Raw genomic sequence first — 12,810 nt, forward strand, 5'->3', positions numbered from 1 at the left:
CAGTTATTTGTCTCTATCCTTCTCACTCTATATAAATATGCGCGCATCTATCAAACTATCACTTCCTCATTAGAGAAGCAGATCTTTGAGCTATTTCTTCAGCCATTTTTGATAGTGATGCAGAACCACCCAAGTCATAAGTCAAAAACTTGCCTTCATCAATGATTTGTTCTGTGGCTTTAAAAATGGCATCTGAAATGTGTTTTTCTCCCAAATATTCAACCATCCAAGCACCAGAAAGTATGGTTGCAACCGGATTTACCTTATCTTGTCTTGCGTGTTTAGGGGCACTACCATGAGCCGGCTCAAACATGGCATATGTATCTCCATAGTTTCCAGAATATACGTTACCAATTGACCCAACATGGCCTGAAGCACACTCGGAAATAATATCCATAAAAAGATTGGTGCTGAGCAACAAACTGTCATTGAACCTTTCGGGGTTTTTTACTAACTGTTGTGTCATGTTGTCAATATAGTATTCTTCAACTTCGATATCTGGATATTGCTTATTTTCTTCTGTTACTGCATTCCAGAATATGCCATCAGTTTCTTTAAGAATATTTCTTTTTGTAATTGCAAATACTTTCTTGAAGTCTTTTTGTTTTGCCAATTCAAATGCCTTTTTCACCACTCTTCTACAACCTTTTCCGGTAGTCTTTCTTATAGCTACAGCCGAATCATCGCTTGTCTTAAACTCAATACCTGCATACAAGCCTTCAGTTGATTCACGCACGCAAATGAAATTTAATTGTAATTTTGAAATCTTGTAAGTTTTAATTGGACGAATGTTTGCATAAAGCTGAAATTTCTGTCTTATGCTTACCGCTACGCTTCTGGGTGCATCGGGGTTTGGTACTGTGGTAGTTGGCCCTTTAAAACATGCATCAGAATTTCTGAGGATTTCCCAAACCTCATCAGAGATATATGAACTGCCTTTATTTCTCTCCCACCATTCAGAACCCGCATCACACGTTATCAATTCTACATTAGTATTACAGGATTTCAGCACCTTGGTCATCGCATTCACCAATTCAGGACCGGTGCCGTCACCATTTATTATAGCCGCTTTTTTATTGCTCAAGTAAATTCAAAAAGGATTTGATGATATTCATATTTATTTTTTCAGTCACTTTGAAACAAAATCAATTTTCCCAAAAAAGGTGTTTGAGAATGGGGGAAATTGACTATTGTTTACTATCTTGGTAAATTCATTTTGGTCCGAGTAATAAGAATACTGAATATCATAATCTGCTAATTCTAGAGTACTATTGACGTAATTGCCGGTGGAATTATCTACTATTGAGACTGTTTTATTATCGTAAGAATAGATTTTCATCAGATCTGGGAGTGATAACTGTACAGGTCTAATATACTGGACGTGAAGAGTATCTCCTACGGAGTCGGTATGAATAGGTTTCAGACATTCCTCGCCCTTTTCATTTGGTTGCTTGCCGACATCCCCTGGAAACAGGTACTGTTTATTATCTACAAATAATTGAACTCTTGGATAAACATTATAACTATCCAATGAATGTGCCTTCAGGCATACACTTAGTATTTGTGGCGGAGGTACTATCTGTGTAAATACTAATCCAAATAATACTGCTGCACCTATAATTATCGGAGGCAATAGCAGATCCCTTTTTCCCAGCTTTTGAAAAAAATTCTTCTTTGGAACACCTTCTTTTATTTTCCTCTTGGGCACAAAAATCACTATGTCCTGATAATATAAATTCTTTAGAATGTTCATGCTTTAGAGAAATAAAAAAAATAAATGTAAAACAAATACAGGAAAGTTGTTGCTAGAAGTGCACATTGATGGCGCAAGCAGAGGTAATCCAGGTTTGTCTGCAATTGGAATAATGATTAAAGAAAATGATAAAGTGATTAAAGAATATGGTGAATTCATTGGCATACGGACCAATAATCAGGCCGAATATGAGGCACTTCGAAGAGCGCTAGAAATATGTACTGAATTGGACAAGGAAGTTACTATATTATCAGATAGTGAATTGCTGATAAACCAAAGAAATCAAAAATACCGAATCAGAAGCCAAGAGCTCAAAATATTAACCCGGGAAATTGCCACCCTGGAGAAAAATTATGACAAAATAACATATAGACATGTTCCAAGATCGAAAAATAGTCACGCTGATTATCTGGCTAATAAAGCACTTGATAAGCATCTAAGTGCTAATACCAATAACAGAGCCCACAACTGATTTCTATTGCTATTACTATCACTGTCCCTACTACTTCGACATTAACACTATTATCTTCACCATCACTATTACTAGACCACCACTACCACTACCGTCACCATTGCTCAATCAAGAAAAAAATCAAAATTGTTTTAAAATAATGCTGTTACATTACAAGATCTAAGCCTAGTCTATTTTACATAGCTAATAATGATCAAGCGCATTAAACTCATACAATCAAATATTCGTAATAACTAATAGTGAATGGGCGGCTATGAGGAATCAGAGTTATCACGTATCTAATATGAAGAAAAGGCATTTGACTGAGCCGCTTTACTGTATCCGCGTTATAATGCGTTTATTTTTTTAACTATTGTTAGAATATCTTCATCAATAATTCTGTGTTCCAATCCTACCTTCTGGCCACCATACTTCACACTCTTTCCCCAAATCTGTGCAAACTTGAAATCTCTGACCAGGTTTCGGTGAATTTTGTTACAGATATTTTGAACAGTACTATCTCTTGGCATGATCAGTGGCTCAACCAAATCTGCTTCTTGACCTTTTGGCTTCATGTAAATTCTAACAAAGTCCAGCTTGTTGTAAATTTCTTGTTTTAAAGCCTCAATATTCTTGTTCGTATCTGCAGAAACTGCAACATATGGTACTTTTAATTTTGAAGTTACTGATTTAACATATTCTGGATCAACAAGATCTATTTTGTTTAAGACCACCAATGATGGAATATACACTCTATTGCCAGACATGACGTCAATCAATTGATCTATTGTTAGCCCTTTTTCTCTAATTGTTATGCGACCATTGTGTATACCGTTAATACGCATGACATTTCTAATGAAATTCTCGTCAACTTGTACTGAGGCTTGAATATTAACCGATATCCCACCGGTTGAAGTTTTTTCTAGTGTAATATCGGGTGGTTTCTCGTCAACTTTCACACCGATTTCGGAAAGCTCTTTTTTAATGACTTCGAGATGGTTGATTTGAAAAATATCCAAAACGATCAAAACAAGATTGGCATTTCTGGCAACAGATAAGACCCTTTTTCCAAGTCCCTTTCCTGCTGCGGCTCCTTCTATAATTCCAGGCAAATCTAGAATCTGAATTCGTGCTCCGTTGTAGTCGAGCATCCCCGGTACAGCGGTTAATGTGGTAAATGAGTAAGCACCTGTCTTTGATTTTGCATTAGTTAACGCATTCAATAGAGTTGATTTACCTACACTCGGAAATCCAATCAAAACAACTGTGCCATCTCCTGCTTTTCTAACATCAAATCCTGCACTTCCACCTCCTGTGGAAACAGTTCTTCCATGGGTATTTTCTTCTTGTTCTCTTTTTAATTTTGCAATCTTTGCCTTTAAGAGACCTATATGAAATTCGGTTGCTTTGTTAATTTGGGTCTTGTGAATTTCGTCTTGAATTGCCTTAATTTTCTCTGGAATTCCCATCGGATTGATTCTTCTTAGAAAAATAATAATAAAAATTTTTTTGATCTCAATATCGATTCTGTTGATGTAGAAGCGGTGACCGCAGTAGTAGCGACAGCATGGGGATAGTCATAATGATGCAAAAGTTATTTTCTGCTTTAATCTCTTATATCCCGCCTATTTCTTATTTTAAAACCATGAAAAACTTGAGACCGTATAATACTGCAATGCTACAAATAAATCCAAGCATGCCCAACCAAGGCATCGCAGGCATCTTGGGTGATTTTAATTTTATCTGATGGTCATCGACTATATTTGTAATATAATCTTTAACAAAAGCGTGCCATAGTTGATACTCTATTCGATGCTTTTTTAATATCGTCTCAATTTCATACACCACTGGAACCCTAACTGATTTGATGTGTTGAAAATAATTTCTGGAAATCTCTACTTCTGCATGAATTCCGATCAGACCTTGGTTAAAATCAAGCAATCTAACATGCATTTCCCATGGTCTTTTTAACTTTTTTGAAAATCCACTGCCAATTTGTGTGGGTTTCTTATGTTCAAATTTTACCATCTTAAATCCTTCAGAAACCAAAGTATTGACGATTTCGTCTTTTCGTATCTTGACCATTAGGAAAAGATGATCCAGCTCTACCTCCTCTCTCTTTATGAGGTTTTGGATTCCTTGCAGAAGATTAATTCTTCTGGGATACAATGTAGAAAATTCAGACATGTAACGCTTTCTCCAATTACATTCTGATATAATATTCTTTGACTATTTATAATTTAAAAAATTAAAACTTTTGACAAACTGTGTTCAAGAAATTTTTCCTCTCAGACCTCTTATGTATATGTCATATTTGCTTTCAATACCCAATGATTCACTTGAAATGGGTCTATTTGTAAATTTGATCTTTAGTCCTCGCAAAATAATTACTGGAGTTGAAGCATCTGATTCACCCATTATCATCGTTCCAATTGAGGCCAAACAGTCTGCAATGTTTTGTGATGTATATTTCAAGACATTCCCAAAAAGATCTTTGGTTCCTTTCAAGTCTATAACTGGTTCAAATCCACTACAAGCTAGTGCTACACCTGTGGTCCCCTTTCTCATGGGCAAAATCCTACTATCTGATAATACTATTCCAATTTTTTTACCACAATCAATCAGGAATTTATTGCGCAGAGTCTCCACTGATTCATAGGGATGTTTTGGATACAATACCACATGGTCTGTGGGAATATTTGATTTATCGATGCCAGCATTGGGGGCCAGAATATTTTGGACCGAAGTGAGAACAAACCCGTATAACCCTCCAAAAATCTCATCTGATTCTCTTATGATTAATTCCATCATTTTCGGATCTATATGATACTTTTTGGCCATTAGGACTGCCTCTTGGGAGGGATTGACATCACTTAATTTCTTTATTCTGCCCTCGCCAATGGCTAGATACTTGCTTGAGATAACCAGCACATCAAAATCTTCTATGGATATACCCTGATTATTTTTTACAATTTTCTCATATATATCAAATCTGGAGGATTCTCTTTCTAGGTGGATGGGGATTATTTCCAAATGGTGATATTCATCTTAAAACTTATTAATATATTGCATTCATACAAAATGCAAAAAGATACTTCATTATTCAAAAAGTATTAATCTTTAGATGAGCAACTTATTATATCACTATGGGAATGACATTAACTGAAAAAATTCTTTCTCATTCCTCAAATTCAAAATCTGTTGTGCCAGGTGAGATTGTTTTTTCAAACGTTGATAAAGTTATGATTCATGATGTTTCTGGTCCTGGGGTAATAAAGGTCTTTAAGGAGTTGGAAAAAAAAGGTATCAATTTAGAAAAGGTTTGGAATCCCGATAAGGTTTGGATTTCTGAAGACCATTTTGTTCCTGCCTCTGATAGGATATCTGCAGACAATGTTATACAGCTTACAAATTGGGCTCAAAAGTATGGCATTAAAAGACATTACAAGTATGGAATGGGACAATATGGTATCTGTCATACAATATCTCATGAAGAGGGTTTGATATTGCCAGGAGAGGTATACGTAGGTGGAGATTCTCATACAAATACGACAGGGGCTGTGGGTGCGTTTACTGCAGGTTTGGGTCATACTGACATTGCATATGTTTTAAAACACGGTAAAATTTGGTTTAAAGTACCTGAGACAATGTTATTTAAAATAAATGGAAAAAAACCCGATCACATTATGGCCAAGGATATCATTCTCAAGATTATCTCAGATATTGGAACGGATGGGGCAAATTACAAGACAATGCAATTCACAGGTGATGTAGTCGATAAATTGGAGATGGAAGAAAGATTTACATTGACTAACATGACCACAGAGGCAGGCGCCAAAAACGGAATCATAGAACCGGATCAGATCACTGCTGATTATCTGAGTACCAGAAATAATTCACCAATTAGACTGGAAAGAGGAGATCCTGATGCTACTTACAGCGAAATATTTGAATATGATTGCGAAAAAATGGAGCCATCAGTAGCAAAACCGTATTCACCAGAAAATGTAGTAGCTGTGAGAGAAGTTCCAAATACTGAGATAGATAAAGCCTATATTGGATCATGCACTGGGGCCAAACTTTCGGATTTGAGATCTGCTGCAAGAATACTAAAGGGTAAGAAGGTCAAAGTACGGACTGAAGTACTTCCGGCTGCTCAATCCATATACATGAAAGCAATCAAAGAGGGACTCATTTCTATTTTTATGGAATCAGGAGCGGTAATTGGGCCTCCCACCTGCGGGGCTTGCTGTGGTGCTCATATGGGTGTTTTGGGAAAGGATGAAATTTGCGTAAGTACCACGAATAGAAACTTTCCAGGACGAATGGGTCACGTTACCTCTCAAACTTATTTGGCTTCACCAATTGTTGTTGCTGCGTCGGCTATTACTGGAAAATTAACTGATCCGAGGGATCTTTGATGACTTTGAAAGGCTACATTCACAAATACAATAAGGCAAATATCGACACAGATGTAATTATACCTGGCCCATATCTGAAAATCCATGATCATGATGAGCTAGCAAAACATGCGATGGAAGGAATAGATTTAGACTTTACAAAAAAAGTATCCAAAGGTGATTTTTTATTAGTTGGTCATAACTTTGGATGTGGTTCAAGTAGGGAGCACGCACCAATTGCTCTTTCTAAAACTGGGATCAAAGCTATTCTGGCTCCATCATTTGCAAGAATTTTCTATAGAAATTCAATAGATGGGGGATATTTGTTACCAATTGAAATTGAGGAAGATGTTTTAGAGAAAATTGAGGACAAGGATGAGATTGAAATAGATCTTGAGAAAAATAGTATTACAAATCTATCCCGGAATGAGAAGTACCCAATAAAGCCCTTCAGCAAGATAATTGCTGGCATAATTGAGGCAGGAGGGCTATTTAACTACAAAGTTTCTTAAGCCTTGATTGATCTCATACTCCCAACCAAGCACTACTTGAAGTTTACATTTTTTTTGAAATACATCTGTCCACACAGTTTCTTTATACTTGATCAAGTTTATCCTAGATGGTCTGTAAGATCGACTTTCTTGTACACAAATAGTCTCTCTTTCTTTCTCTCTCTATAAATTAAACTGGTAATGATATTTTCAGTTAAAAATATTTTAGCTCGAATTATTCCGATCACAAGTATCAAAAGTGAGAAAAAAATTTGGCAGCTTCCTCAAGATCAGTTGAGGTCATATAGTGTAAATCAAGATTTTGTTGAGAATGATAAAACATCATTTGATTCTTGGTGGTTTCGTCAATTACATTTGTTTTTGAGTAGTACACTGCAAGCTCAAATACATCATTATTACTTTCTTTCGGCTTCCCTATCCAAGACAATTGTATGTCACCATAGTGATCTGCAAGTTGTATTGCCAAAGCACATGCAAAGTTGTAGCATTTACCAGTTAACTTTTCGATAACAAGATCGGGTGCAGAGGTTTCTATTATTTCTAGTTCTACTAGGTTACTACAACTAATTCTAAATTTGCTTTGTAAAGTATTACCAATAGACCGGTCGGTGTAAAAGACATCTACATTACATTCCTTAAATATAGACTCTGCTATGTTTTTAAAATTTGTCATTTGATGTATGTATTGTATTGAACTATCAAGAATATCTTCTTTATAACTTTTGATCAGAGACAAAAGTAACGAAGATAATATTGATCAAATTCAAATATTCGGTTGTTCTGATTGGTCGGACAATAAAAACAACAACAGCATTAACAACAATTAGAGGACATAAGAAAGTTGGAAAGAATAGAACCTTGAAAAGTAATGTGTAAAGAAACGAAGAACTAGCGACTAGATCTTATCTGTCATCCTCGTCTGATAATTTTTTATAAATATGCACCTTTCAAGATATTGTCCCAATTAACTTTCTGTATGTTTCGAGTCCGCTTTCAATATCATTTTTCACTATCGCTTCAGATTGCTGGCCACTAAAAGAATATGTTAACAGAAAAGGCTCGTTTGTTATGAATCGTAAACTATTGCCAGAGAACATAACACTACCGGTGACTTTGGGCACATCAAAAAGATCACTTGTAATTATTATTGTTTTATTCAGGGGAAATGTATATAGCGTTCCAAACTGAATTGGCAATTTCAGAGTGTTGTTTAAGGTCAGAATATTTATAGATTGTAGTTGGACGGGTTTACTGGATGTAAATGTGAGTATCCCTGAATATATCTTGCTATTGTTTTCCACAGGGAAAATGTAATAGGATTGCTCCAGTCCTGTTACTTGAACCGGATCGTCTTTAGATGTTATCGTTCCTACGAGGCTTATCTGTTTTGGAGGAAATTGTGGCTCCGCTGTGGTCTGTGGGGATAGCAAATCGCCGCTTGTGGCATTATTAACAATCTCGTTTGAACTATTTGAAAGTGGTCCCTGAATTGGTATGGATACTAGAGAAGACAATGATGATGGCGATGGCGATGGTGATGGCAGTGGGGATGCGAACGCAAATACGCTGACCGCAGTGTAGGCCAACAATCCAAATAAAGATATCGAGATAACTGAAAGAAGGATAATATATTCGCGGTAAAGCGTAATACTTTTCATAGGTTGATACATCTTTTTGTTGGCAGCAGTTCGTATATGGTATTTATTATAAATAGTTGATATCGTAGTACTATTGAACCAAGTCGGTTATGCTCTTTTGGATTATCTGTTTTGCCTCTGCCGAAATGTCGTAGTAATCTAATATTTTTGCAGGGTTTTTTATCAATTTTTTCCTGAATTCGGGCTCACTGGCTGCCTTAAGTAGAATTTCACTTATTACTTCAGCTTCCATATTGATAGAACTCAAGTAATTCCTCAAGTGAATTTAGAGTATATATACTTTATTCAAACAAAAAATTTTTGGATGCCTTGACAAAAAAGAGTGGTAGATTGCTATAATTGTAAGTTTTCTTATTTCGCATGTTATAATGATTAAAATAATTAATATATTCCTGACTGACGAATCTATCGTGTTTATATTTATTGGCCAGTGAAACTGTCTTTTTACTAAAATCAAGAAAAAAATGGAATAACTATGGAACTTCAAGAATCCAACCAGTAGAGGAAACACTGAAGAAAGTGAATCCATTAGTCAAACAAATAGGAATTACAAGGGTGGCAGATATCACCGATATGGATAGACTGCGAATACCCAATTATTCTGCAGTGTTACCCGGAACAGAAGACTATATTTGGGTATACAGTGGAAAAGGTCCTACAAAGAACCATGCGAAAGCAAGTGTAATAATGGAAAGCATTGAGAGATTTTCTTCGTTGCCTGCAAATTATGAAGGAAAAATTTTAACAGGAAAGTATAAAGAACTTTCCAAAAGTTATGATGTTTTAAAGTATGACGAGGTTATAGAGCCTCTTTCATTTCAATTAACCGATGAAATGAATATGGATTATTGCATTGGATACGATCTTATCAGCCAAAAAGATATTTTGATACCATCTTCTCTTGCTATCTTTAGATATAATCCGAATCCTCCATCGATAAATCCCTATTCGTTTTTTCATACGAATGGTTTAGCATCAGGCAATGTAATGGAAGAAGCAATATGTCATGCCCTTTGTGAGGTTATAGAAAGAGATGCTGTAAGTATAGCTGAATTTTCCAGCAGTGCTTTTCAATATCATCTTCTCAAGACAATTGAAAATGGGTTCTTAAACAACGGTATTCTAATAAGATCGCTGGAATCAAAGAATTTTATCGATGATAATACAGTCTATTCTGACATCGACCTAAACGGATTGGATTATCCTCCTGTAAAAAAGATTGTTAGAGAGTTCCATAAATGCCAAATTTCATTGAAGGTGAAGGATATCACTACAGAAATAGGGATCCCTACATTCATAGCCAGCAGCGTTGAATGGGTGAATCACGATTATGGTTATCTGGTTGAAGGACACGGTACTCATCCTGATTCTAGAATTGCGTTGATGCGTGCTATCACAGAAGTGTCTCAATCAAGAGCGGCCAATATTCAGGGTTCACGCGATGATTTGAGAAAAATGAAATACGATCCACAGAATAGTGATGAGAATAAGTCGTGGCAGTTTATGGCTTCTCCAAAAAAGAAGGCATTCACTGAGGTAAATTCTTTTTACAATGATGATATACTAGATGATATAAAACTAATTCTTGGAAACTTAAAAAACAAAGGCTTTAAAAATGCAATAGTGGTTAATTTGACAAATTCTAGGCTACAAGTTCCAGTTGTTCGAATTATAGTTCCTGGATTAGAAACATTTAAGATAAACAAACTAGCGGTAGGTAGTCGAGCCCAGGAGAATGCAATTAGATGCCTGACCCAAGACCAATAATTTTTCTAGGCCCTTCTCTTTCCATAGAGAAAGCCGCAGGAATATTGGACGCCGATTACAGAAAACCTGCCAAAAAAGGAGATTTTTTGCAATTATTATTCAAAGAAACAAAATTCGTTGGATTAATCGACGGATTTTTTCTGCAAGACTATCCTCCAACGCCGATTGAAATATACAATCTATTAAGGAAAAAGGGGACGAAAGTTTATGGATCTTCGAGTTTAGGAGCACTTCGTGCTGTAGAATTATCCAAATATGGAATGATCGGAGTGGGCAAAATATTCAATATGTTTAAAAAAGGTATTCTAGATGCTGACGATGAGGTTGCAGTTACCTTTACTGATTATTCTAATTACAAATCCGAAGCACTGATAGATATACGATATAATCTTTTTCTGGCACAGAAAATGGGAATCATAGATGAAGGGATCAAAAAGATTATTCTTCGAGTATCAAAGCAGACTTATTTTCCTTACAGAACTTATGGCGATATTTTGGATAAATGTAAACAAATGCATCCAGAAATTAATTCGCAAGTAGAAAAATTCAGAGAACACATTCAAACCAATAGAAAAAGTTTGAAGGAAGATGATGCGGTATTGTTGTTGAAGCGAATAAAAGGCGATATGGGATAATTAGATATAGTAAAATAAGGTAATTTTATATCTTCTCTTATTAATAAAACATTATTCATGGGTAATAATTTGTTTCATTTTTTTTCCAGGATAGATTCTTATCATATCTATATAGTAGTTTTTTACTTTTCAGCATTCATGATGCTGTATATTACAACCTTTGGAATGTACTGGAGTTGGGTTGAATATGATGTATCTGGAACCATTAACATAGGTGAGATAATTGTCAAAAATGATCTCTTATTTGAAGGATCTGGAAAACTAGTATCTTATTTGGCAATATTTTCAGTCATAACCTGGTTTTGCGTTACTAAAATTGGTTATAAGAGAGTACAGGATACTCCAAAGATCTTACGATCTGTTTTATCGGTTATTTCGCTGATATTAATTGTGGTAGCAGCATACGAATTTGTTTACAATTTTACCGTCTGGGGTTCCCTAATTACCGTAAATACAATAAATAATTCTCTAAACGTAGATGAAATCAATATCAGTTATCCGAATCCAGAGACCCCGTGGAACCTGGTCTTTGCCACGAAAATGACACTAGCGGCGCTGATTATTTCTTGTCATGCCTTTTTTGTTATCAATAGGTCTGGAAAAAAGTCATCAATGTACATAGAAAAAAAGTAGTAGCTATGATTGCTAAAGGTTTTCCTCCTATCCTTTAGAAACGAATATTCAATATCGATTAAAATGGTCTCTTATCTTAAATGAATTAAAAACTTGACTATGCTGTAAGATAACGGATTGCTACATGATAAAACTAGGTTCTTTACAAAGTAACATGATTATAGAAAACAAAAAAAGGTAAAAAAAGACAGACAGACAGATTGATGGACAGAATGCGTTCGGTTACCTTTGGAAAATTATCATAAGAAATTTTTATCTGCATGATTTACAAAGAGTATTGAAATTTGGAATTCTATCTGACACTCATGACGATATTCAAAATACAAAAAAGGCAATTGAAGTTTTTAATACATTAGATGTTGATTGTGTATTTCACGCAGGAGACTATATTTATCCAGGCATGATCGCACTTTTCGGAGAATTAAAGCGAAATACAAAATTCTACGGAGTACGTGGAAATAATGATGGGGAGATAATTGGGCTAGTTGCACAGTTTGGCAAACTGGATAATGCTTTTTTCCTAAATGAGTTTGGTAGAATACGTATTGAAAGTAAAGAAGTTGGGATTTATCATGGGACAAATTTACAACTAAGTGAGGTATTGGTAGAAAGTCAAATTTTCGATCTATTAATCCTAGGACACACACATAAGAAGAGGATTGAAAAAATCGGAAAAACACTAGTATTGAATCCTGGACCTCTAAACAGGGGTTTTTTCCATCCGACATCAGATGATTATGCATCCATTATTGTTTACGATCAGGATAATACAGATAAAGACGAGGGTATCAAACAAGATTTTGCCAAATTCATACGCATCAATAGAGACTAAATCTGAATTCCCCTGTTGAATGTCTGGAATGGAAAATAATTTCAATTGTCGTAGTCTAATGGTCTATTGTTTCTATTGTATGTGCGTCTTGTTTACATTGTATGTGCGTCTTGTTTACATAACCTAGTAAATAATATATAAAATCATGATAAATGTATTTTAGTTTTAA

General features: G+C 35.3%; 15 protein-coding genes. 7 read left to right on the forward strand and 8 right to left on the reverse strand.

Annotation, left to right across the window (positions count from 1 at the left end):
• Positions 1–58 precede the first annotated feature (58 nt).
• Together ACMT7R_RS12600 and ACMT7R_RS12605 are read right to left on the reverse strand one after the other, a co-directional pair.
• Positions 59–1,084 carry an isocitrate/isopropylmalate dehydrogenase family protein gene (locus tag ACMT7R_RS12600; RefSeq protein ID WP_415312304.1) on the reverse strand — a complete coding sequence of 342 codons (1,026 nt, stop codon included), beginning with the start codon at positions 1,082–1,084 and terminating at the stop codon, positions 59–61.
• 45 nt (positions 1,085–1,129) lie between these two features.
• Positions 1,130–1,708 carry a hypothetical protein gene (locus ACMT7R_RS12605; RefSeq protein ID WP_415312305.1) on the reverse strand — a complete coding sequence of 193 codons (579 nt, stop codon included), beginning with the start codon at positions 1,706–1,708 and terminating at the stop codon, positions 1,130–1,132.
• Between the two features lie 103 nt (positions 1,709–1,811).
• Between ACMT7R_RS12605 and ACMT7R_RS12610 the strand changes: the two genes are divergently transcribed.
• Positions 1,812–2,225 (forward strand): ribonuclease HI family protein, encoded by a 414-nt coding sequence (locus ACMT7R_RS12610; protein ID WP_415312306.1) that lies wholly within the window; start codon positions 1,812–1,814, stop codon positions 2,223–2,225.
• A gap of 326 nt (positions 2,226–2,551) precedes the next feature.
• Here the strand turns inward: ACMT7R_RS12610 and ACMT7R_RS12615 are convergent, their stop codons facing one another.
• The 3 genes from ACMT7R_RS12615 to ACMT7R_RS12625 form a co-directional block, all read right to left on the reverse strand.
• Positions 2,552–3,673 carry an OBG GTPase family GTP-binding protein gene (locus ACMT7R_RS12615; protein ID WP_415312307.1) on the reverse strand — a complete coding sequence of 374 codons (1,122 nt, stop codon included), beginning with the start codon at positions 3,671–3,673 and terminating at the stop codon, positions 2,552–2,554.
• Positions 3,674–3,836: 163 nt separating this feature from the next.
• Positions 3,837–4,391, reverse strand: a complete 555-nt coding sequence (locus ACMT7R_RS12620; RefSeq protein WP_415312308.1) for a hypothetical protein — start codon at positions 4,389–4,391, stop codon at positions 3,837–3,839.
• Between the two features lie 84 nt (positions 4,392–4,475).
• Positions 4,476–5,237, reverse strand: coding sequence for a coenzyme F420-0:L-glutamate ligase (locus ACMT7R_RS12625; protein ID WP_415312309.1), 762 nt, complete (start codon positions 5,235–5,237; stop codon positions 4,476–4,478).
• A 119-nt stretch (positions 5,238–5,356) separates the two neighbouring features.
• Here ACMT7R_RS12625 and ACMT7R_RS12630 point away from each other — a divergent pair, with 119 nt between their 5' ends.
• Complete coding sequence (locus ACMT7R_RS12630; RefSeq protein WP_415312310.1) at positions 5,357–6,625, forward strand: 3-isopropylmalate dehydratase large subunit; 1,269 nt, start codon at positions 5,357–5,359, stop codon at positions 6,623–6,625.
• Positions 6,625–7,116, forward strand: a complete 492-nt coding sequence (gene leuD, locus ACMT7R_RS12635; protein WP_415312311.1) for a 3-isopropylmalate dehydratase small subunit — start codon at positions 6,625–6,627, stop codon at positions 7,114–7,116. Before ACMT7R_RS12630 ends, leuD begins: the two co-directional genes overlap by 1 nt.
• A gap of 232 nt (positions 7,117–7,348) precedes the next feature.
• Here leuD and ACMT7R_RS12640 read toward each other — a convergent pair whose 3' ends face one another.
• The 3 genes from ACMT7R_RS12640 to ACMT7R_RS12650 all read right to left on the reverse strand — a co-directional run bounded on the left by ACMT7R_RS12640 (position 7,349) and on the right by ACMT7R_RS12650 (position 9,021).
• Positions 7,349–7,789 carry a hypothetical protein gene (locus ACMT7R_RS12640; protein WP_415312312.1) on the reverse strand — a complete coding sequence of 147 codons (441 nt, stop codon included), beginning with the start codon at positions 7,787–7,789 and terminating at the stop codon, positions 7,349–7,351.
• A 274-nt stretch (positions 7,790–8,063) separates the two neighbouring features.
• The gene (locus ACMT7R_RS12645) at positions 8,064–8,774 is read right to left on the reverse strand and encodes a hypothetical protein (RefSeq protein ID WP_415312313.1); all 711 of its coding nucleotides are present in this window, start codon (positions 8,772–8,774) and stop codon (positions 8,064–8,066) included.
• A gap of 70 nt (positions 8,775–8,844) precedes the next feature.
• Positions 8,845–9,021: a hypothetical protein gene (locus tag ACMT7R_RS12650; RefSeq protein ID WP_415312314.1), complete on the reverse strand. Its 177-nt coding sequence runs from the start codon at positions 9,019–9,021 to the stop codon at positions 8,845–8,847.
• A gap of 176 nt (positions 9,022–9,197) precedes the next feature.
• Between ACMT7R_RS12650 and ACMT7R_RS12655 the strand changes: the two genes are divergently transcribed.
• From ACMT7R_RS12655 to ACMT7R_RS12670, 4 genes are all read left to right on the forward strand, one after another.
• Positions 9,198–10,541, forward strand: a complete 1,344-nt coding sequence (locus tag ACMT7R_RS12655; protein ID WP_415312315.1) for a YcaO-like family protein — start codon at positions 9,198–9,200, stop codon at positions 10,539–10,541.
• Complete coding sequence (locus tag ACMT7R_RS12660; protein ID WP_415312316.1) at positions 10,520–11,176, forward strand: TfuA-like protein; 657 nt, start codon at positions 10,520–10,522, stop codon at positions 11,174–11,176. The genes ACMT7R_RS12655 and ACMT7R_RS12660 overlap by 22 nt, the downstream gene beginning before the upstream one ends.
• Positions 11,177–11,314: 138 nt before the next feature.
• Positions 11,315–11,809: a hypothetical protein gene (locus tag ACMT7R_RS12665; RefSeq protein WP_415312317.1), complete on the forward strand. Its 495-nt coding sequence runs from the start codon at positions 11,315–11,317 to the stop codon at positions 11,807–11,809.
• 277 nt (positions 11,810–12,086) lie between these two features.
• Complete coding sequence (locus tag ACMT7R_RS12670; protein WP_415312318.1) at positions 12,087–12,641, forward strand: metallophosphoesterase; 555 nt, start codon at positions 12,087–12,089, stop codon at positions 12,639–12,641.
• Positions 12,642–12,810: the final 169 nt, after the last annotated feature.

Source organism: Candidatus Nitrosocosmicus sp. FF01 (assembly GCF_047711275.1).
GTDB lineage: Archaea > Thermoproteota > Nitrososphaeria > Nitrososphaerales > Nitrososphaeraceae > Nitrosocosmicus.